18 protein-coding genes are annotated in these 19,303 nt (G+C 72.5%); 14 read left to right on the top strand and 4 right to left on the bottom strand.

What is annotated here, in order from left to right:
• Nucleotides 1–11: 11 nt before the first annotated feature.
• The 3 genes from ACLIBK_RS02675 to ACLIBK_RS02665 are packed head-to-tail and all read right to left on the bottom strand — an operon-like array spanning nucleotide 12 to nucleotide 2,717.
• Nucleotides 12–866 (bottom strand): ABC transporter permease, encoded by an 855-nt coding sequence (locus tag ACLIBK_RS02675; RefSeq protein ID WP_415385670.1) that lies wholly within the window; start codon nucleotides 864–866, stop codon nucleotides 12–14.
• Nucleotides 853–1,839 carry an ABC transporter substrate-binding protein gene (locus ACLIBK_RS02670; protein ID WP_415385669.1) on the bottom strand — a complete coding sequence of 329 codons (987 nt, stop codon included), beginning with the start codon at nucleotides 1,837–1,839 and terminating at the stop codon, nucleotides 853–855. Before ACLIBK_RS02670 ends, ACLIBK_RS02675 begins: the two co-directional genes overlap by 14 nt.
• Before the next feature lie 44 nt (nucleotides 1,840–1,883).
• Nucleotides 1,884–2,717 (bottom strand): ABC transporter ATP-binding protein, encoded by an 834-nt coding sequence (locus ACLIBK_RS02665; protein ID WP_415385668.1) that lies wholly within the window; start codon nucleotides 2,715–2,717, stop codon nucleotides 1,884–1,886.
• 318 nt (nucleotides 2,718–3,035) lie between these two features.
• On the opposite strand from ACLIBK_RS02665, the gene ACLIBK_RS02660 reads away from it, so the two are divergent.
• From ACLIBK_RS02660 to ACLIBK_RS02625, 8 genes are read left to right on the top strand one after another with little or no spacing between them, the layout of a single operon-like run.
• Nucleotides 3,036–4,637, top strand: a complete 1,602-nt coding sequence (locus ACLIBK_RS02660) for an ABC transporter substrate-binding protein (protein ID WP_415385667.1) — start codon at nucleotides 3,036–3,038, stop codon at nucleotides 4,635–4,637.
• Nucleotides 4,638–4,646: 9 nt separating this feature from the next.
• Complete coding sequence (locus tag ACLIBK_RS02655) at nucleotides 4,647–5,624, top strand: ABC transporter permease (protein WP_415385666.1); 978 nt, start codon at nucleotides 4,647–4,649, stop codon at nucleotides 5,622–5,624.
• 1 nt (nucleotide 5,625) lies between these two features.
• Nucleotides 5,626–6,579: an ABC transporter permease gene (locus ACLIBK_RS02650; protein WP_415385665.1), complete on the top strand. Its 954-nt coding sequence runs from the start codon at nucleotides 5,626–5,628 to the stop codon at nucleotides 6,577–6,579.
• A complete protein-coding gene (locus ACLIBK_RS02645) occupies nucleotides 6,576–8,273 on the top strand; it encodes an ABC transporter ATP-binding protein (RefSeq protein ID WP_415385664.1) in 1,698 nt (565 codons plus the stop codon). Before ACLIBK_RS02650 ends, ACLIBK_RS02645 begins: the two co-directional genes overlap by 4 nt.
• On the top strand, nucleotides 8,270–8,395 hold the full coding sequence (locus ACLIBK_RS02640) for a hypothetical protein (RefSeq protein WP_415385663.1): 126 nt from the start codon (nucleotides 8,270–8,272) through the stop codon (nucleotides 8,393–8,395). The genes ACLIBK_RS02645 and ACLIBK_RS02640 overlap by 4 nt, the downstream gene beginning before the upstream one ends.
• Nucleotides 8,395–9,852: an FAD-dependent oxidoreductase gene (locus tag ACLIBK_RS02635; RefSeq protein WP_415385662.1), complete on the top strand. Its 1,458-nt coding sequence runs from the start codon at nucleotides 8,395–8,397 to the stop codon at nucleotides 9,850–9,852. The genes ACLIBK_RS02640 and ACLIBK_RS02635 overlap by 1 nt, the downstream gene beginning before the upstream one ends.
• A 14-nt stretch (nucleotides 9,853–9,866) precedes the next feature.
• Nucleotides 9,867–10,409 carry an L-2-amino-thiazoline-4-carboxylic acid hydrolase gene (locus ACLIBK_RS02630; protein ID WP_415385661.1) on the top strand — a complete coding sequence of 181 codons (543 nt, stop codon included), beginning with the start codon at nucleotides 9,867–9,869 and terminating at the stop codon, nucleotides 10,407–10,409.
• A gap of 53 nt (nucleotides 10,410–10,462) precedes the next feature.
• The gene (locus ACLIBK_RS02625) at nucleotides 10,463–11,293 is read left to right on the top strand and encodes an IclR family transcriptional regulator (RefSeq protein WP_415385660.1); all 831 of its coding nucleotides are present in this window, start codon (nucleotides 10,463–10,465) and stop codon (nucleotides 11,291–11,293) included.
• Nucleotides 11,294–11,570: 277 nt separating this feature from the next.
• Here the strand turns inward: ACLIBK_RS02625 and ACLIBK_RS02620 are convergent, their stop codons facing one another.
• The gene (locus ACLIBK_RS02620) at nucleotides 11,571–12,059 is read right to left on the bottom strand and encodes a cupin domain-containing protein (protein ID WP_415385659.1); all 489 of its coding nucleotides are present in this window, start codon (nucleotides 12,057–12,059) and stop codon (nucleotides 11,571–11,573) included.
• A gap of 120 nt (nucleotides 12,060–12,179) precedes the next feature.
• Between ACLIBK_RS02620 and ACLIBK_RS02615 the strand changes: the two genes are divergently transcribed.
• From ACLIBK_RS02615 to ACLIBK_RS02590, 6 genes are all read left to right on the top strand, one after another.
• Nucleotides 12,180–13,067 carry a LysR family transcriptional regulator gene (locus tag ACLIBK_RS02615; RefSeq protein ID WP_415385658.1) on the top strand — a complete coding sequence of 296 codons (888 nt, stop codon included), beginning with the start codon at nucleotides 12,180–12,182 and terminating at the stop codon, nucleotides 13,065–13,067.
• Nucleotides 13,068–13,271: 204 nt separating this feature from the next.
• On the top strand, nucleotides 13,272–15,575 hold the full coding sequence (glgX, locus tag ACLIBK_RS02610) for a glycogen debranching protein GlgX (protein WP_415385926.1): 2,304 nt from the start codon (nucleotides 13,272–13,274) through the stop codon (nucleotides 15,573–15,575).
• Between the two features lie 115 nt (nucleotides 15,576–15,690).
• Complete coding sequence (locus ACLIBK_RS02605; protein ID WP_415385657.1) at nucleotides 15,691–16,662, top strand: glutathione S-transferase family protein; 972 nt, start codon at nucleotides 15,691–15,693, stop codon at nucleotides 16,660–16,662.
• A 148-nt stretch (nucleotides 16,663–16,810) separates the two neighbouring features.
• Complete coding sequence (locus ACLIBK_RS02600) at nucleotides 16,811–17,983, top strand: hypothetical protein (protein ID WP_415385656.1); 1,173 nt, start codon at nucleotides 16,811–16,813, stop codon at nucleotides 17,981–17,983.
• Entirely contained in the window at nucleotides 17,983–18,540 is a 558-nt protein-coding gene (locus ACLIBK_RS02595) for an exonuclease domain-containing protein (RefSeq protein ID WP_415385655.1), read from the top strand. The genes ACLIBK_RS02600 and ACLIBK_RS02595 overlap by 1 nt, the downstream gene beginning before the upstream one ends.
• Nucleotides 18,541–18,612: 72 nt before the next feature.
• Nucleotides 18,613–19,248, top strand: coding sequence for a histidine phosphatase family protein (locus ACLIBK_RS02590; protein WP_415385654.1), 636 nt, complete (start codon nucleotides 18,613–18,615; stop codon nucleotides 19,246–19,248).
• Nucleotides 19,249–19,303 lie beyond the last annotated feature (55 nt).

Here is a 19,303-nt window from a genome sequence, read left to right as displayed (position 1 = left end):
CGGGCCCACCCTCACTGTGCCTTGGGCAGGTAGTGGAGGATGCGCGCCTCGGCGGCGGCGACGGCCCAGTAGAGCACGATGCCGATGGCCGTCAGCAGCAGGATGGCGTTGAACACCATGGCCGTGTTGGCCTGGCTCTCGCCGTAGGTGATGAGGTAGCCGAGCCCGATCTGCCCACCCACCAGCTCGCCCACCGTAACGCCGATCACCGCCAGGGTGGCGCCGATGCGCAGGCCGGCCAGCAGGTTGGGCATGGAGGTCGGGAACAGCACCTTCCAGAAGATCTGCGACCGGCTCATGGAATAAGCGCGGGCGAGGTTCACGAGGTCGCGGTCCGCGGTCTTCACCGACTGCAACACGTTCACCAGGATGGGAAAGAACACCACCAGCACGGTGACGATCAGCTTCGGCCAGGCATTGTAGCCGAACCACATGATGAACAGCGGCGCGAAGGCCACCTTGGGCGCGATCTGCAGCGCCAGGATGTAGGGGGAGAGCACCTTCTCCCAAAGCCGCGACAGGCCCAGCGCGTAGCCGCACACGGCGCCCAGCAGGCCGCCCGCCAGGAAGCCCAGCGTCGCCATGGTGGCGGTGGAGACGAGGTGGGTCAGCAGCCCTTCCTGCGTCCACATGCGGCCCATCTCCGCCACCATGTCGGTGACGGAGGGGATGATGTATTTCGGCACGCCCAGCGCCGCCGGCAGGAACTGCCAGGTCACCAGCACGGCCGCCGCCACCGCGAGGGTCGCGGCCGGCAGCAGCAGGCTGCCCGCCCAGTCGCGCCACACCGGGCGCAGCGCCTCCGTGCCGACGGGTGCCACCGCCGGCACGGCGTCGGGACGGGCCAGGGCCTCAGACGAAGGCATTGCTGTACAGGTCCTCGACCGGGGCGGCGGTCTGGATCACGCCGTTGTCCACGTAGAACTTCTGCACCACCCGCAGCCGCTCCGCGTCGAAGCGGCCGAGGTCCTCGGGTTTGGCGGTGGGGTACACGGTGGTGACGTAGCGGCGCAGGATGCGCTCGATCTCGGCTTCCTTGCCGGCCTGCTGCGGCACGGCTTTGCAGAAGTCGGCGGCCGCGGCGGCAGGGTCCTGCATGCAGGCGGACACGCCGCGCAGGATGCCGCGCACCACGCCGCGCACCGCCGCCGGCCGTTCCTGCGTCATCTTGTCGGAGGTCAGCACGGCCTGGGCGAGGGCGGGAAACACCCGGTCCAGGGCGTGGTAGTCCAGCGCGGTGCCGGCGGTCTCGATGTTGTCGGCCCAGTCTGGTGTGGCGGTGATGCCGTCCAGGTCGCCCGAGAGCATCAGCTGCACCATGCCGGCGGCGCCCACCGCCTGGATCTGCACGTCGTTCTTGCGGATGCCGCTGCCGGCCAAGGCGCCCAGCAGGGCGTAGTAGCCGGTGTCGCCGAAGGCGATCACGCCGATCTTCTTGCCGCGCAGGTCGGCCAGGGAGCGGATGTTGCGGTCCTTGCGGGTGGCGATCTGGTACAGCGAGCCGCCGCCCAGCAGCGCCACGCCGCGCACCGGCAACCCGTTGGCGCGCACGATCATGGCGGTGTCGCCGCTGCCGCCGCCGATCTCGGCATTGCCCAGCGCCACCTGCTTGGCCACGTCGGCGCCGCCGCGGCCGAGCTGGAAGGTGACCTCCACGCCCTCGGCGGTGAAGTAGCCGCGCGACTGGGCGAGGTGGTGCGGCACGAAGGCCGGCAGGAAGGAGGGGGCGGGGAACAGGTAGTTCACCTTCTCCGCCGCGACGGCGCGTCGGGAACCCGCGGCCAGCAGGCCGGTCGCCAGCGCCGCCTTGCCCAGGCCACGTCTCGTCAGTGACAGCATCGCCCTGTTCTCCTCGGATCGGCCGGCATCGTGCGGCATGGTTCTCAGGCCTCGCGCTCGGCGAGGTGCAGCGACTGGAAGAGATGCGCGATGATCTCGCGCGCCCGCGGCGTGCCCTGCCGCGCGATCGGGTCGTCGCGGTACGGCAGGTCCACCGCGATCTCCTCGACGATGCGGCCGGGCCGCTCGCTCATCACCAGGATGCGGTCGGACATCGCGGTGGCTTCCGCCAGGTCGTGGGTGATCAGCAGGGTCGTCACGCCGGAAGCGTGGATGGTTTGGGCGAAGGAGCGCTGCAGCAGCAACTTGGTCTGAGCGTCCAGCGCCGAGAAGGGCTCGTCCAGCAGCACCACGTCGGGCTGGATCGCCAGCGTCCGGGCCAGCGCCGCGCGCTGCCGCATGCCGCCCGAGAGCTGGAACGGGTAGTGGTTGGCGAAATCCGCCAGCCGGCAGCGGTCCAGCTCGCGCAGCGCCCGCTGCCGGCGCTCCTCGCGGCCGATCGGGCGGGCTTCCAGGCCGAACTCGACGTTGCGCAGGATGGTGCGCCAGGGCAGCAGCAGATCCTTCTGCAGCATGAAGCCGACCTGCATGTTGGGACCGGCCACTTCCGCGCCGCTGAGGCGGATCGCGCCCTCGCTGGGGCGGTCCAGCCCGGCCACCAGGTTCAGCACCGTGCTCTTGCCGCAGCCGGACGGGCCGACGATGGACACGAACTCGCCGGCCCGCACGTCGAAGGAGAGTTGGCTGACGGCGGTGAAGGGCGTCGTGCCGCGTCGCGCGCCGCCGAAGCGCTTGGTGACGCCGGCGAATTCCAGCACCGTGGCAGCGGAGGAGGCGGGCGCTGCAGGCCGCGGGGCCGTGGCCAGATCAGCGGTCATGGTCTGGACTTCCAAGGCAGCACCCCGTTCATATGTGAAACAGGTGTTCAGGACGTGGCAATGTGGCGTCCTCACGCCCTCGATGTCAAAGGCGTTTTCACGCGATCTTCAGGAAATTGCGCTATCCCTGCCCAGCAACCCCACAAGTGCTCTCCAAAGTGGCAGCGGCTTCGGTCGTGTGCAGAAAGCACGATTCAATTTCGTATTATGTCGGGGTCGGCCCGTTGTTCACCCGTTGGCGGATGCGACAATACTGACGCCGACGCATCGGCAGGCTATCGTGCCGCGACGCCCCCTTCCTGTTCCGGATTCGCCACGATGATCAACCGCCGCGACCTCCTCCTGTCCGCCTCCGCCCTGGCGGGGGCCGGGGCGCTGCCGCGCGCGGCCTGGTCGCAGGACGCGCCGCGGCGCGGCGGCGTGCTGACGGTACATATGCTGAGCGAGCAGCGCATCCTGAACCCGGCGCTGCGGGCTTCCACCGGCGTCTACGTCATCACCAGCAAGATGATCGAGGGGCTGGTGGACCTGGACGCGGCGGGCAAGCCCGCCCCGGTGCTGGCCACGGCCTGGGACGCGGCGCCGGACGGCAAGACGATTACCTTCCGGCTGCGCCAGGGCGTCACCTGGCACGACGGCAAGCCCTTCACGGCGGCCGACGTGCAGTACAGCGCCATGGAGCTGTGGAAGACTCAGCTGAACTACAGCACGCAGCTGCAGCAGTACCTGACGGCGGTGGAGACGCCGGACGAGCACACGGCGGTGTTCCGCTATTCGCAGCCCATGCCGCTGGACCTGCTGCTGCGCGCCCTCTGCGACCTCGGCTACGTCGTGCCCAAGCACGTCTTCGCCGGCACCAACGTGCTGGAGAACCCGGCCAACACCGCCCCGGTCGGCACCGGCCCCTTCAAGTTCGTGCAGTACGAGCGCGGTCAGTACGTCACCGCCGAGCGCAATCCGAACTACTGGCAGCCCGGCGAGCCGCTGCTGGACCGCGTGGTCTGGCGGTTCATCACCGACCCGGCCGCGGCCGCGGCGGCGCTGGAAACCGGGCAGGCGCAGGTGTCCTCCTACAACGCGCTGTCGCTGGCGGACCTCGACCGGCTGAAGGACGACCGGCGCTTCACCGTGTCGACACGCGGGCTGGAAGCCAACGCCTTCAACAACACGCTGGAGTTCAACCACCGCCGCAAGGAGCTGGCCGACGTGCGGGTGCGGCGCGCCATCGCCCACAGCATCGACGTGCCCTTCTTCCTGGAGAACTTCCTCTACGGCCAGGGCAAGCCGGCCACCGGGCCGATCCCCTCCTCCTCCCCGGCCTTCTACCCGGAAGGGGCGCGGCAGCCCTATCCCTTCGACAAGGCCCGCGCCGAGGCTCTGCTGGACGAGGCCGGCTACCGTCGCGGCGCCGGCGGCATCCGCTTCAGCCTGCGCCTCGTGCCGCTGATGAACGGCGAGGACGTGCCGCTGCTGGCCACCTTCATCCAGCAATCCTTGCAGAATGTCGGCATCCGTGTGGAGATCGTGAACCTCGACATCGCCGGGGCGCTGTCCACCATCTACCGCGACTGGAACTTCGACATCGCCACCGGCTGGCACCAGTACCGCGGCGACCCCGCGGTTTCCACCACCGTGTGGTACCGCTCCGGCTCGCCCAAGGGCGCGCCCTGGACCAACCAGTGGGGCTGGCAGTCCGACCGTGTCGACCAGCTGACCGACCGTGCCGCGGCGGAGCTGGACCCGGCCAAGCGCAAGGCACTCTACGCGGAATGGACGGCGGCGGTGAACGAGGAATTCCCGATCTGGATGATCACGGAGCGCCAGTTCTATTCCGCCACCAGCAAGCGCCTGCGCAACGACCACAACACGCCGCGCTGGCCCTCTGCCTCCTGGCACGACACCTGGCTGGCGCCCGCCTGAGCCGGGGGTATGCGCGTCCTCGGTCTCGCCCTGCGGCGGCTGCTGTCCAGCCTGCCGACGCTGCTGATCATCCTGGTCGGGCTGTTCCTGCTGCTGCAGCTGGCGCCCGGCGACACGGTGGACGCCCTGGTGGCGCAGATCGGCGGCGGCGACCCCGGGCAGATCGCGGCGCTGCGCCAGTTCTACGGGCTGGACGTGAGCGTACCGGTGCAGCTCGGGCGCTACCTGTGGCGGCTGGTGCAGCTCGACCTCGGCCAGTCCGCCATCTACGGCAAGCCGGTGGCGGAGGTGATCGCGGAGCGGTTGCCGGTGACGCTGCTGCTGATGGGCTCCTCGCTCAGCTTCGCCTTTGCCGGCGGGCTGGCGCTGGGGGTGGTCGCGGCGCGCCGGGCCAATCGTTGGCCGGACACGCTGATCTCCACGGTGGGGCTGATCTTCTACGCCACGCCGTCCTTCTGGTTCGGGCTGATGGGGATCGTGCTCTTCGCGGTGAACCTGGGCTGGTTGCCGGCCGGCGGCTTCGAGGAGATCGGCGCCGGGCTGACGGGCTGGCGCCGAGCGGGCGACATCGCGCTGCACCTGGCGCTGCCCACGGTGACGCTGGCGCTGATCTTCCTGGCGACCTACCTTCGCATCATGCGCGCCTCCATGCTGGAGGTGATGACGCAGGACTTCATCCGCACCGCCCGCGCCAAGGGTCTGGGCGAGATGGGCGTCACCGTGCGTCACGCCCTGCGCAACGCGCTGCTGCCGGCGGTGACGCTGGTGGGGCTGCAGGCCGGCACCATGCTGGGCGGCTCGGTGGTGGTGGAGAGCGTCTTCGCCCTGCCAGGGCTGGGGCGGCTGGCCTATGAATCCGTGGTGCAGCGGGACCTGAACACGCTGCTGGGGATCACCTTCGTGTCGGCGCTGCTGGTGATCGCGGTGAATTTCTGCGTCGACCTGCTCTATGCCCGGCTGGATCCGCGCATCCTCAGGAGCCGCTGAGATGGCGGCGGGCGAGGGCGCGGCGGCCGCACCGGGAACGGAGCTCGCCGCGGACGGCGGAGCTGCCGGAACCGGCGGATCACCCGGCACGGCTGGGACGGTGCGGGCAGGGGTGCGGCGCCCTGGCTTCTGGCGCCGCTATCTCCGCAGTCCCGTGGCGGTGATCGGGCTGTTCCTGCTGGTGCTGGTGATCGCGGCCGCGCTGGCGGCGCCGCTGCTGTTTCCCAGCGACCCGCTCGGCCTGGCCGGGCGGCCGCTGCAATGGCCCAACGCCAATCCGCGCTTCCCGCTGGGCACCGACCCGCGCGGCCGCGACATTGCCGCGCAGATCTTTCACGGAGCGCGGGTGACGCTGCTGATCGGGCTGGTGGCCACGGGCGTTTCCGTGCTGATCGGCATCTGCGTCGGTGCCCTGGCCGGCTACTACGGCGGCTGGGTGGACGACGTGCTGATGCGCGTCACGGAGGCGTTCCAGACCCTGCCCAGCTTCCTGCTGCTGCTGGTGCTGGTGGCCGTGTTCGGCTCCGACATCCGCACGGTCACCCTGGCGATCGGGCTGGTGTCCTGGCCGGCCACGGCGCGGCTGTGCCGGGCGGAGTTCCTGACCCTGCGCGAGCGGGAGTTCGTACAGGCCTGCCGCACCCTGGGCATGGGGGATGCGCGGATCATCTTCCGGGAGATCCTGCCCAACGCCCTGCCGCCGGTGATCGTGTACAGCAGCGTGGTGATGGCCACCGCCATCCTGCTGGAAAGCGCCCTGGCCTTTCTCAGCCTCTCGGACCCCAACATCGCCTCCTGGGGCAACCTGATCGGCTCGGGCCGCACGGTTCTGCGGGTGCAGTGGTACGTGTCGGCTATCCCGGGCCTCGCCATCCTGCTGACCGTGCTGGCGGTGTCGCTGGTGGGGCAAGGGCTGAACGACGCGCTGAACCCGCGCCTGAAGGCCCCGGCATGAGCGCGCTGCTGGAAGTGCGCGACCTGTCGGTGCGCCTGCCGCCCGGGGCCGACCGCGACTTCGCGCTGCGCGGCGTGTCCCTGTCCCTGACCGCCGGCGAGGTGCTCTGCGTCGTGGGCGAGAGCGGCTCGGGCAAGTCGATGCTGGCCAGTACGCTGATGCGCCTGCTGCCGCCGGAGGTGCAGGTGGCCGGGGGCGAGGCACGGCTGGCGGGCGAGGACCTGCTGGGCGCCACGGAAGCCGCGATGCGGCGCATCCGCGGCGCGCGCATCGGCATGATCTTCCAGGAGCCGATGACGGCGCTGAACCCGCTGCACCGCATCGGCGACCAGGTCGGCGAGGTGTTCCGCATCCACACCGACCTGCCGCGGGCCGAGATCCGCCGGCGCAGCCTGGCGCTGCTGGAGGAAGTGCGCCTGCCCGACCCGCCCGCGGTGCTGCGCGCCTTTCCGCACCAGCTGTCCGGCGGCCAGCGGCAGCGGGCGGTGATCGCCATGGCGCTGGCGCTGGAACCGCAGCTGCTGATCGCGGACGAGCCGACCACGGCGCTGGACGTGACCACGCAGGCGCAGATCCTGGCGCTGATCCGCGACCTGCAGCGGCGCCGTGGCACGGGGGTGCTGTTCATCACCCACGATTTCGGCGTGGTGGCGGAGATCGCCGACCGCATCGCGGTGATGCAGGGCGGCGTGCTGGTGGAACAGGGCGCGGCGGAGGCGGTGCTGAACCGCCCGCAGCACCTCTATACCCGCGCCCTGATCGCCGCCGTGCCGCCCTTATCGGTGGCCGTGGCGGCGAAACCGGCGGCGCCGCGGGATGCGCGCGCCGCGGTGGGGCGGGACGCGACCACCCCGGGGGCGCCGGAGGCAGGGACCGCACCGCCGATCCTGGTGGTGGAGGGCGTTTCCAAGACCTTCGGCCGGCGCGGGCTGCTCGGGCGCGGCCGCGTGGTGCGGGCGGTGTCCGAGGTCAGCCTGAGCCTGCCGCGCGGCAGCACCCTGGGCATCGTGGGCGAGAGCGGCTCGGGCAAGTCCACACTGGCGCGCTGCATCATCCGCCTACTCGACCCCGAGGCGGGCAGCATCCGGCTGGGCGAGGTCGACCTGGCGAAGCTGTCGCGCCGCGCCATGCGGCGGGAAACCGGCCGCGTGCAGATGGTGTTCCAGGACCCCTACGCCTCGCTGAACCCGCGCCGCCGGGCGGGGGAGCTGGTGGCGCAGGGGCCGATGGTGCACGGCGTGCCGCGGGCGGAGGCGATGGCCCGGGCGCGGGAGCTGTTCGAGCTGGTGGGGCTGCGGCCGGAATCCGCCGACCGCTTCCCGCACGAATTCTCCGGCGGGCAGCGGCAGCGCATCGGCCTGGCCCGCGCCCTGGCGCTGCGGCCGGAACTGCTGGTGGCCGATGAGGCGGTGTCCGCCCTGGACGTGTCGGTGCAGGCCCAGGTGCTGCGGCTGCTGGCGGAGCTGCGCGGCCGGCTCGGCCTGTCCATGCTGTTCATCACCCACGACCTGCGGGTGGCGGCGCAGATCTGCGACCGCATCGCCGTGATGCGCGAGGGCGCCGTGGTGGAACAGGGCACGGCGGCCGAGGTCTTCGGCGCCCCGCGGCACGAATACACCCGGGCGCTGCTGGCCTCCGTGCCGGGGCGGGGCTGGACGCCACCGGCCGGGCTGGTGCCGGGGGCGGGGGCGTGACGCGGCGTCCGGGCATGGTGGCAGGCGGCGGCCGCGCCCCGGTGATCGCGCCGGGCACCGGGGAGGGCGCGGCCGCGGCGCCGGATCGCGGCGGCCGGGCAGCGATCGCGGGGGTGGGCTGATGGACATCGCGGCCCCGACCGGGCTGGACGCGCTGCGGGCGGAGATCCGTCGCGACCTGGAACGGCTGAACCACCCGCCGCCGAACTGGCCGCTGGGCGCCGCGGGACCGGACGGCCGCCCGGCGCTGGAGGTGCTGGTGGTGGGCGGCGGCATGTTCGGCCAGACCGCCGCCTTCGCGCTGCAGCGCGACGGGGTGCGGAACCTGCGCGTGGTGGACCGCGCCGCGCGGGGCGAGGAGGGCCCCTGGGGCACCTATGCTCGCATGCCGACGCTGCGTTCGCCCAAGCAGCTGAACGGGCCCGACCTCGGCATTCCCTCCCTGACTTTTCGCGCCTTCTTCGAGGCGCAGCACGGCGCCGCTGGCTGGGACGCACTGTACAAGATCGACCGGCTGGACTGGCGCGACTACCTGCTGTTCCTGCGCGACGTGCTCGGCATCCCCGTGGAGAACGGCGTGACCCTGGTGGCGCTGGAACCCGCCGGCGACCTGATCCGCGCCACCCTGCAAGGGCCGCGGGGCGAGGAGGCGGTGTTCGCGCGGCAGGTGGTCCTGGCCTCGGGGCGGGAAGGCAGCGGCGGCCGCAACATGCCGGTGTTTCCCTCCCTGCCGAACCGCGAGGCCGGGGGCGACCGGGTGTTCCACTCCGCCGAGGTGATCCCCTTCGAGCGCTTCCGTGGCGGCCGCATCGCCGTGCTGGGCGCCAATGCCTCGGCCTTCGACAATGCCGCCACGGCGCTGGAAGCCGGGGTGGCAGAGGTGGTCATGTCCGCCCGGCGCCCCTTCCTGCCGCAGGTCAACAAGACCCGCGGCATGAGCGCGGCCTTTCAGCGCGGCTTCGCCGGGCTGGACGACCGGACCCGCTGGCAGATGCTGACCCTGCTGGCCGGGGTGTCCTCGCCGCCGCCGCATGAATCCGTGCTGCGCTGCCTGCGCCATCCCGGCTTTTCCCTGCGCTTCAGCGACGCCTGGACGGACCTGGTGCCGGGGCCGGAGGGGGTGACGGTGGTGACCGCGACGGAGCGCCGGCCGGCGGATGCCGCCATCCTGGCCACGGGCTTCGCCGTGGACCTGGGTCGCCGCCCGGAACTGGCGGCCTTCGCGCCGCACGCCCTGTTGTGGCGCGACCGCGTCGACCCGGAGGAAGCCGCCCGCTTTCCCGAACTGGCGCGCTATCCCTATCTCGGCCCGGGCTACGAGCTGGTGGAGCGCGAGCCCGGCGCCTGCCCGGCGCTGGCACGGCTGCGGCTGTTCAACGGCAGCGGCGCGATCAGCCACGGCGTGCTGACGCCGGACATTCCCGGCCTGGCCAGCGGCGCGCTGCGGGTGTCGCAATCGGTCAGCCAGGCGATCCTGCAGGAGGAGCTGGACCGCCACCGCGAGGCGCTGCTGGCCTTCGAGGAGCCGGAACTCCTGCCCACCCCCTTCTTCGTGCCGCCGGACCAGCGGCGCCGCTGAGGACGCATCCGCGCATGACCCAGCCCCTGCCGATCATCGAGCGCCGCCGCATCGAGGCCGAGCTGCTCAGGGAGGTCTACGAGACGCTGCGCGCCGCGCACGGCACCGCCGAAGCGCGGCGGGTGATCGCGGAATCCGTCCGCCGTTCCGCGATCGCCCAGGCGGCGCGCTTCGCGGCGGAAGCGCCCGGCGGCACCAGCCTGCAGAGCTTCGTGGACATCCAGTCGCACTGGACCGCGGAGGACGCGCTGGAGATCGAGGTGGTCGGCCGCGACGAGACGCATTTCGACTTCAACGTGACGCGCTGCCGCTACGCCGAGATGTACCGCGAGATGGGGCTGGCGGAGATCGGCCCGCTGCTGTCCTGCCAGCGCGACGGCGCCTTCTGCGAGGGCTACGACCCGCGCCTGCACATGCGCCGCACGCAGACCATCATGGGCGGCGCCAGCCACTGCGACTTCCGCTACCGCTACGCGGCGGCCGAGGACGGCAGCGCCGCGGCGACACCGGTGCCGCCGCCCGGCCCGGCGCCGGACAACGAGCCCGGGGCGCCCTGACGCGGCGAGGCCGCCCGGTTGACGCGGGCCGGGCGCCGGGCGAGGAGGGATGCATGAGCCGAGATGCCGGGATCGAGGATGATGGCCCCGCCGAGGCGGCCGACAGCCGCTCCGTCCGCTCGATCGTGGCGGGCTTCGGGCTGATCCGCGCCCTGGAAGCGCATCCCGGGCCGATGCCGCTGAAGGACCTGGCCGCCGCGGCCGGCATGGCGCCGAGCCGGGCGCACGCGCATCTCGTGTCCTTTCGCGCCGTCGGGCTGGTGATGCAGGAGGCCGGGGGCGAGCGCTACGCCCTGGGTCCCTACGCGCTGAAGCTCGGCCTCGCCGCGCTGGGCCGGCTGGACGTGCGCGAAGCGGCGCGCGAGCCGATGCGGCTGTTCCGCGAAAGCACGGGCGAGGCGATCCACCTGTCCGTCTGGTCCGGCAGCGCGCCGGTGATCGTGGCGCGGGTGGATGGCAGCCATCCCGTGCCGCTGACCATCAAGCTGGGCTTCGCGTTGCCGCTCGGCTCCTCCGCCAGCGGGCGCATCTTCCTGGCCTTCCTGCCGGGCTCGGAGAAGCAGCTGCCGTCGCGCGGCCTGTCGGCCGAGCTGCGCGGGGTGGTGGAGGACACGCGCCGGCAGCGCCTCGCGCGCACGGACAGCCTGGTCTATGCCGGCACCGTGGCGGTGTCGGCGCCGATCTTCGACCACGAAGGCGTGCTGGCGGCGGCGCTGACCGCCCTGGGTTCGGCCGGCGTGCTGGACACCGGGCCGGAGGGCGAGGTGGCGCAGGCCCTGGCCGGGGCGGCCGCGGCGGCTTCCGCCGCCATGGGCTACGGCCAGGAGGCCGCGGCGCCGGCGGGCCCTGCGGTTCCGAAGCGCGGCAGCCGCCGGGCCGGCTGAGCGCCGGTCGCCAGCGGGCGGTTCGCCTTACTTCCTTACTTCCTTACCATCTTACTTCCTTACCGGACGTCCCGATCCGGCCCGTTTCTCCGGATAATAATCCTATCAATCCAGCGGCTTGCCCGTCAAGCGCAGCGTGCGATGTGGCAGAAACGCGCGAATCTGACACGCCGCGTCGGGCCCGCCCGCCGCCGCCCCAGGCAGGCAGCGTGGCCTTGGGTCGCAGGGCCTTGTCCCGCGGGGGGCTGCGCGCCGGGCAGGGGCCATGGCGGCGGCCTCAGCCCATCTCGACGCCGTACTGCGCGCAGATCGCGATGATCTCCGGCGGCGTCAGGCCACCGGGTGCCGCCCGTCCGGCCCGGTCGAAGTGGCGGAACATCTCCGCCGTTTGCAGCCCCGGCCGGGCCATCACCAGGAAGCGCACGGCCGCTGCCGTGTCGTTGCGGAAGCCGTGGCGCGAGCCGCCGGGCAGCTGCACCGTGTCCCCCGGCCCGACGCGCCGCTCGACCGCCGCGCCGAGAAGGGTCAGCTCCCCGTCCAGCACGAAGAACAGCTCGTCATCCCCGGCATGGACGTGCGGCGGCACGGCGTAGCCGGGCGGGACGACGTGCTCGCCCAGGAACAGCCCGTGCCGGGTGGGGTCCGCCTTGACCACCATGCTCCCGCCGAACACGTCCAGCACCTCGCCACTCCCTGCCTCGGTGACGCCGGCCTCGATCGGGCCGGCCTCCGGCACCCTGGCCTTTCCTTCGGTCGCGTGCGGCATTCCCCGCTCCTTCCACCGTGATGGGGCCCGTTGCCCCGCCCCGCCATCTTCCCGATTTGCCCGCGCCGGGGCAGGCGGTGTTCGTGGACAGGATGTTCGCCGGGGCGAACATTGCGCCCCATGCGACCCTTTCTCGGCATCGAGGCCTTCGTCCGGGTGGTGGAAACCGGCAGCATCACCGCCGCCGCCGGGCGCCTGCAGACCGCCAAATCCTCCGTCAGCGAGACCGTGCGTGCCCTGGAGGAGCGCCTGGGCGTGCGGCTGCTGGACCGTTCCGCGCGCAAGGTCCGGCCCACCGAGGCCGGGCAGGCCTTCTATCTCCGCTGCTGCCGCCTGCTGGCGGAGGAAGCGGCGGCGCGGCTGGAAGCCCAGGCCTGGCAGGCCGCCCCGGCCGGGCGGCTGCGGATCGCCTCGCCGGAATGCTTCACCGCCCGCCACCTGATGCCCGGGCTGCCCGCCTTTCTCGCCGCGCACCCGGCGATCGAGGTGGAGTTCGTCGAGGCCTCCGGCTCCGCCCGGCTGGTCGAGGACGGCTTCGACCTCGCCATCCGCGTCGCCGAGGCACCGGCGCCCGGCCTGGTCGTGCGGCGGCTGGCCACCTCCCGCGTGGTGCTCGCCGCCTCGCCCGGCTACCTCGCGGAGCGCGGCGTGCCGGGGGAGCCGGCGGAGGTGGCGGCGCATCGCTGCATCGGCTTCTCGCCGCTGCCCTGGCGGGACACCTGGCGGATCGGGGAGGCGGTGGTGCCGGTCCGCCCGGTGCTGCTGACCGACAACGCGGAATCGCTGCGCGCCGCGGCGCTGGCCGGCGTCGGCCTGGTCGCCATCCCGGATTGGGCGGTGTCCGACGCCCTGGCCGCCGGCAGCCTGCGGCGCGTGCTGCCCGGCCACGAGTTGCCGGCGAGCGGCATCTTCGCCGTCTACCCGACCAATCGGCTGATGGCCCCCAAGGTGCGGGCCTTCGTGGACCATGTCGCGGCCATGCTGCGGGACCGCGGCCTGCCGGCCTGAGCCGCCGTTCCGCTCCCCGCCGCCGTTCCGCCGCCCGCCCAGGCCTCCGCTGCGCGGGCGGATGGCGGGGCGCCGCGCGCGGCATCCGCGCGCGGTGGACGGGCTACGCTGCACCGCAACCCTCGGCGGCCCGGACGGTTCTTCGCTCGCTGGCACCGTGTTCCCCGGCGCGGCCTGCCTCCCTCCGAATAGGTCCCCATGCCCATGTCCGATGCCAAGCCGTCCATCGGTCGCGCCAGTCTCGCGACCGCCGCCGTCAACCGCGAGCTCCGCATCCGGGAAGGCCGGCCGCACCCGCTGGGGGCGACCTGGGACGGGCTGGGGGTGAACTTCGCGCTGTTCTCCGCCAACGCCACCAAGGTCGAGCTGTGCCTGTTCGACAGCAAGGGCGAGACGGAGCTGGAGCGGATCTCGCTGCCGGAATACACGGACGAGGTTTGGCACGGCTACCTGCCCGATGCGCGTCCCGGCACGGTCTACGGCTACCGCGTGCACGGGCCCTACGACCCCGCCAACGGGCATCGCTTCAACCCCAACAAGCTGCTGCTGGACCCCTACGCCAAGGGACTGGTAGGCGAGCTGCGCTGGGACCCCTCGCATTTCGGCTACCAGATGGAGAGCGGTGAGGACGGCACCTATGACGAGCGCGACAGCGCGCCCTTCATGCCCAAGAGCCGCGTGGTGGACCCCGCCTTCACCTGGGGCCAGGACCGCTCGCCCTCCGTGCCCTGGAGCGAGACGATCTTCTACGAGACCCACGTTAAAGGCTTCACCCGCCTGCACCCGGCCGTGCCGGAAGCGCTGCGCGGCACCTATGCCGGGCTCGGGCAGAAGGAGGTAGTGGACTACATCAAGGCGCTCGGCGTCACCTCGGTGGAGCTGCTGCCGGTGCACGGCTTCGTGCAGGACCAGCACCTGACGGACAAGGGGCTGGCCAACTACTGGGGCTACAACACGATCTCCTTCTTTGCACCGGAGCTGCGCTATTCCGCGACCGGCAGCCTGAGCGAGTTCAAGGAGATGGTGGCGCGGCTGCACGATGCCGGGCTCGAGGTCATCCTGGACGTGGTGTACAACCACACCGCCGAAGGCAACGAGAAGGGGCCGACGCTGTCCTTCAAGGGCATCGACAATGCCAGCTACTACCGGCTGATCCCCGACGACAAGCGGTACTACATCAACGAGACCGGCACCGGGAACACGGTGAACCTGTCGCACCCGCGCGTGCTGCAGATGGTCACGGATAGCCTGCGCTACTGGGTGCAGGAGATGCACGTGGACGGGTTCCGCTTCGACCTCGCCACCATCCTGGGCCGCGAGCCCTACGGCTTCGACGAGGGTGGCGGCTTCCTGGACAGCTGCCGGCAGGACCCGATCCTGAGCTCGGTGAAGCTGATCGCCGAACCCTGGGACATCGGCCCCGGCGGCTACCAGGTCGGCGGCTTCCCGCCGGGCTGGGCGGAATGGAACGACAAGTTCCGCGACACCGTGCGGGAATACTGGAAGGGCGACGAGGGCAAGCTGCCGGAGCTGGCCACCCGCATGACGGCGTCGGGCGATGCCTTCAACAAGCGCGGCCGGCGGCCCTGGTCCTCGGTGAACTTCGTCACCGCGCATGACGGCTTCTGCCTGCACGACCTCGTCTCCTACAACGAGAAGCACAACGCGGCGAACGGCGAGGACAACCGCGACGGCCATTCCGACAACAAGTCCTGGAACTGCGGCGCCGAGGGGCCGACCGACGACCTCGGGATCAACGCGCTGCGCGAGCGGCAGAAGCGCAACCTGCTCGCCACGCTGATGCTGAGCCAGGGCACGCCGCTGCTGCTGGCGGGCGACGAGCTGGGGCGCACGCAGGGCGGCAACAACAACACCTACTGCCAGGACAACGAGCTGAACTGGATCGATTGGGAGAACCTGTCGGAGGACGGGCAGAACCTGATCGGCTTCACCCGCAAGGTGATCGCGCTGCGCAAGACGCTGCCGATCCTGCGCCGCGGCCGCTTCCTGACGGGGCGGGTGAACGAGGAGCTGGACGTCAAGGACGTCGAGTGGATCTCCCCCAGCGGGCAGCCGATGGAGTCCGGCCACTGGGAGGACCCCAGCGCGCGTTGCCTGGGCATGCTGCTGGACGGCCGGGCGCGGGCCACCGGCATCCATCGCCCGGCGATGGACACCACGGCGCTGCTGATCGTGAACGCGCACCACGACGTGGTCAGCTTCCGCCTGCCGGAGGTGGTGGGCGGCAGCACCTGGCACTGCCTGATGGACACCAACCTGCCCAACGGCCTGGAGGTGGAGCTGTTCGAGAGCGGCGACGAGTACCTCGTCACCGGGCGTTCCGTGCTGCTCTTCGCGCTGGAACTGGACGAGGGCACCTCCATCGCCCTGCGCCGGGCGACGCGGGCGCTGAACCGGCTGAACGAGGCGCCGGCGCCGGTGCCCTCCGCCAGCACCGAGGAAGCCGTGCCGGCCGAGGATGTGCCGGTCGCGGGCCAGGAGGACTGACGGGGCGAGGGGAGGGCGCCACCGCTTCGGCGGTGCCCTTTCCGGCGCGCCCAGCCCTGCGGCATCCTGCCGCGCGGCCGGGTGCGCCCAGCGGCGAGGGCGAGGAGGCCGGTGTATGGGCGTGCTGGTGGACGGCGAGTGGCGGGACCAGTGGTACGACACGAAGGGCAGCGGCGGCCGCTTCGTGCGCTCCGAGAGCCCGTTCCGCAACTGGATCACGCCGGATGGCAGCCCCGGCCCCACCGGCGAGGGCGGCTTCCGCGCGGAGCCCGGGCGCTACCACCTCTACGTCGCCCGCGCCTGTCCTTGGGCGCACCGCACCACGATCCTGCGGGCGCTGAAGGGGCTGGAGGACGCGATCTCCCTGTCCGTCACGCACTGGCTGATGGGGGAACGGGGCTGGACCTTCGACGCTGGCGAGGGCGTGATCCCCGACGCGGTGAACGGCGCCACCGCTGTGTACGAGCTGTACCAGAAGGCCAGGCCGCACCACAGCGGCCGCGCCACCGTGCCGATCCTGTGGGACAAGCAGCGGAACACGATCGTCAGCAATGAATCCGCCGACATCGTGCGGATGCTGAACAGCGCTTTCGACGGCGTCGGCGCGCGGGAGGGCGACTACTACCCCGTCGAGCTGCGGGGCGAGATCGACGCGCTGAACGCCCGCATCTACGACACGGTGAACAACGGCGTGTACAAGGCCGGCTTCGCCACGAGCCAGGAGGCCTACGAGGAAGCGGTGCGGCCGCTCTTCGCTTCGCTGGACTGGCTGGAGGGCATCCTGTCCCGGCGTCGCTACCTGTGCGGCGACCGTATCACCGAGGCCGATTGGCGGCTGTTCACCACGCTGCTGCGCTTCGACCCGGTCTACGCCGGGCACTTCAAGTGCAACCTGCGGCGGGTGGTGGACTACCCGGCGCTGTGGGGCTTCACGCGCGAGCTGTTCCAGTGGCCGGGCCTGCGCGACACCGTGGATTTCGACCACATCAAGCGGCACTACTACATGAGCCACGCCACGGTGAACCCGACGGGCATCGTGCCGCTGGGACCGATGCTGGACTTCGACGCGCCGCACGCCCGCGGCTGAGGGCAAGCAGGCGAGGGCGGCCGGACGGAGCCCGACGAGGAGGGCCGGTCGGGCACGGGCAAAGGCGGCAGCGCGGGCACGGCCGGCGGCGGGCACCGGGGGAGAGGGGGTCGAGGCCGGCAGCCGGGCCTGTTATCCTGCGGCGGTGATGTCGGACACTTCGGGCTTTGCCGTCTGCATTTCCGGCCAGGCGAGGAACTGGGCCGCTTCCGCCCGGCGGCTGCACGGGATGCTCGGGGGGCCGGGCACCCGCTACTTCGTCAGCCTGTGGCGGCGGCGCGGCACCAAGCGTCACGGCACCATGAACCATCACCAGGTCGCCCGGCGCTTCGACGCGGCGGCCGGCTTCCTGCTGCCGCCCAGCTTCCAGGCGGAGTTCCTGCACCTGCGCCTCCCCGCGCTGGGCGCGATGCTGGAGGCCGAGGAAGCCCGCGCCGGCGAGGTGTCCGCGGAGGAGGTCCGCGACCTGCTGCCGGGGGCGGAGGCGGAGATCGAGGCGGATGCGGTGCTGGCCGACCCGCCGCCCCTGCGCGGGCCGCGGCGCGACGGCGGCTTCACCCGGCACTACGACGGCAACAGCACCCGCATGGTGTGGCGCTGGTGGCACTGCGACCTGCTGCGCCAGCGGGCCGAGATCCGGGCGGGGCGGCCCTTCGCCGCCGTGCTGCGCAGCCGGCCGGACATGGAGTTTGGGCGGCTGGCCCGTCCCGACCCGCTGCCCGCGCGCACGGTGCTGGTGCCCGAGCTGCGCGCCGGGGACGAGGTGGCCGACATGTTCGCCCTGGCCGATGCGGACAGCATGGCCCGCTGGTGCGATGCCCGCGCACTGCTGCTGCCCTATGCCCCCGGCGGGCTGCCCTGGCGCAACATCCACCGCGCGCTGCACGAGCACGCGGCCCGGCAGGGGCTGCAACTGCAACAGGCGGACTGGGCCGGCGACATGGCGGCGGAGGAACGGCTGCCCGTGGGGCTGCTCCGCGCGGCGGCGGAAGCCTCGGTGCCGCTGCTGCCGCCGGAGCTGCGGGGCGAGACGGAAGCGCTGGCGCTGAGCCTGCGGGTGCTGGAGGCGGGGCCGGCGGAGCGGGACGCGCTGTTGCGCCGCGCGGCGGAGGTCGCGCCGGGCTCGGCGGCGCCGGCGCTGCTGCGGCTGCTGCTGGCCCGCGAGCGGGCGGGGGCCGAGGGGGAGGCGGCGGAGGCGCTGCTGCGGGCGGCGCGGTGCTGCGGCCCGGCCCTGCGCCGGCGGCCCGACTTGGTGGCATTGCTGCGTCCCCTGGCCGCGCGCGACGGGCGCGCCGCGGCCCTGTTGGCGGAGGTGGCGTGATGCGCCTGCCCCCCGGCACCGAGGCGGTGGTCTTCGACACGGAAACCACCGGCTGCACGGCCGAGGACCGCGTGGTGTCCCTGGGCGCGGTGCGGCTGGACGAGGCGCTGGACCCGGTGGCGACGCTGCACCTGGTCTTCGCGCCGGGCCGGCGCTGCCATCCCGGCGCCGCCCGGGTGCACGGGATGAGCGACCGGTTCCTGGCGCGGCAGCCCGCCTTCGCGACGCATGCGGCGGAGATCGCCGCCTTCTTCGCCGGGGCGGTGGCCTGCGCCCATAACCTCGCCTTCGACCGCCGCATGCTGGGGGCGGAGTTCGGCCGCGCCGGCCTGCCGCGTCCCTGGACGGCGGAATACTGCACGCTGCGCGCCTGGCGCCGCCACCGGCCCGGCGAGCGGGCGGGGCTGGACGCCGCCACCGCCGCCGTCGGCCTGCGCCGGGCCAGTGCCCTGCACGGTGCGCTGGAGGATGCGGCCCTGGCGGCGCAGCTGCTGCGGGTGCTGCACGGGATGCCCACCGGGCCGATGCGCCTGCACGACCCCACCAACCTGCGCTGAGCGTGCCGGACGCGCGGCGGGGATGCCCGGGCGCCCCTGGCCAAGCCCCGCGACGCGCGCCAGAACGGGCGCATGACGCCGACCCGCCTGTTCCTGATCCGCCACGCCATCGTGGAGCCTTCCGCCCGGCTGACCGTCTACGGCGACATGGACGTGGCGCTGTGCGGCGTGGCCCTGGCGGCCGAGGTCGCGGCCCACACCTGGCTGGCCGAGCGCCTGCCGCGGCCGGCACGCTGGTTCTGCACCCCCCTGGCCCGCACCCGCGCCACGGCGGCCGCCATCTTCGCCGCCGGCTACCCCGAGAGCGAGCCCACCGTGCTGCCCGCGCTGCGGGAACAGAACCTGGGCGAATGGCAGGGGCTGACGCACGAGGCTTTCACGGCGCTGCTGCGCGACCCGCCGCACCCCTTCTGGCCGCATTCCGCCGATGAGCGCCCGCCGGGCGGCGAGAACGTCGCCGACGTGGTGGCGCGGGTCGGGCCGGTGCTGGACGGTTTGGTGCGCGACCATCCCGGCGAGGACCTGGTGATCGTGGCGCATGGCGGGTCGATCCGCGCCTGCCTCGCCCATGCCTGCGCGATGACCGGGCACCAGGCGCTGCAGTTCTCCGTGCGCAACCTGTCGCTCACCCGGCTGGAAAGCCTGGGAGGGCATTGGCGCGTGGGCACGGTGAACGAGGAGCCGCCGGGCCTGACGCCGATGCCCTGACGCGGATGCCCCAACACGGATACCCCGACGCGGCGCTTGGTTCGGGCGCCCGCGC

It is taken from the genome of Roseomonas sp. BN140053, from assembly GCF_047690175.1.
In the GTDB taxonomy this organism is placed as follows: Bacteria; Pseudomonadota; Alphaproteobacteria; order Acetobacterales; family Acetobacteraceae; genus Roseomonas.
Note: the sequence above shows the minus strand (reverse complement) of the source record. Positions and strands in the feature narration are given on the sequence as shown.

Excerpts from the sequence above, each read along its gene's own strand:
- ACLIBK_RS02675 (WP_415385670.1), bottom strand. The coding sequence starts at position 866 with ATGCCTTCGTCTGAGGCCCTGGCCCGTCCCGACGCCGTGCCGGCGGTG.
- ACLIBK_RS02670 (WP_415385669.1), bottom strand. The coding sequence starts at position 1,839 with ATGCTGTCACTGACGAGACGTGGCCTGGGCAAGGCGGCGCTGGCGACC.
- ACLIBK_RS02665 (WP_415385668.1), bottom strand. The coding sequence starts at position 2,717 with ATGACCGCTGATCTGGCCACGGCCCCGCGGCCTGCAGCGCCCGCCTCC.
- ACLIBK_RS02660 (WP_415385667.1), top strand. The coding sequence starts at position 3,036 with ATGATCAACCGCCGCGACCTCCTCCTGTCCGCCTCCGCCCTGGCGGGG.
- ACLIBK_RS02655 (WP_415385666.1), top strand. The coding sequence starts at position 4,647 with ATGCGCGTCCTCGGTCTCGCCCTGCGGCGGCTGCTGTCCAGCCTGCCG.
- ACLIBK_RS02650 (WP_415385665.1), top strand. The coding sequence starts at position 5,626 with ATGGCGGCGGGCGAGGGCGCGGCGGCCGCACCGGGAACGGAGCTCGCC.
- ACLIBK_RS02645 (WP_415385664.1), top strand. The coding sequence starts at position 6,576 with ATGAGCGCGCTGCTGGAAGTGCGCGACCTGTCGGTGCGCCTGCCGCCC.
- ACLIBK_RS02635 (WP_415385662.1), top strand. The coding sequence starts at position 8,395 with ATGGACATCGCGGCCCCGACCGGGCTGGACGCGCTGCGGGCGGAGATC.
- ACLIBK_RS02630 (WP_415385661.1), top strand. The coding sequence starts at position 9,867 with ATGACCCAGCCCCTGCCGATCATCGAGCGCCGCCGCATCGAGGCCGAG.
- ACLIBK_RS02625 (WP_415385660.1), top strand. The coding sequence starts at position 10,463 with ATGAGCCGAGATGCCGGGATCGAGGATGATGGCCCCGCCGAGGCGGCC.
- ACLIBK_RS02620 (WP_415385659.1), bottom strand. The coding sequence starts at position 12,059 with ATGCCGCACGCGACCGAAGGAAAGGCCAGGGTGCCGGAGGCCGGCCCG.
- ACLIBK_RS02615 (WP_415385658.1), top strand. The coding sequence starts at position 12,180 with ATGCGACCCTTTCTCGGCATCGAGGCCTTCGTCCGGGTGGTGGAAACC.
- glgX (WP_415385926.1), top strand. The coding sequence starts at position 13,272 with ATGTCCGATGCCAAGCCGTCCATCGGTCGCGCCAGTCTCGCGACCGCC.
- ACLIBK_RS02605 (WP_415385657.1), top strand. The coding sequence starts at position 15,691 with ATGGGCGTGCTGGTGGACGGCGAGTGGCGGGACCAGTGGTACGACACG.
- ACLIBK_RS02600 (WP_415385656.1), top strand. The coding sequence starts at position 16,811 with ATGTCGGACACTTCGGGCTTTGCCGTCTGCATTTCCGGCCAGGCGAGG.
- ACLIBK_RS02595 (WP_415385655.1), top strand. The coding sequence starts at position 17,983 with ATGCGCCTGCCCCCCGGCACCGAGGCGGTGGTCTTCGACACGGAAACC.
- ACLIBK_RS02590 (WP_415385654.1), top strand. The coding sequence starts at position 18,613 with ATGACGCCGACCCGCCTGTTCCTGATCCGCCACGCCATCGTGGAGCCT.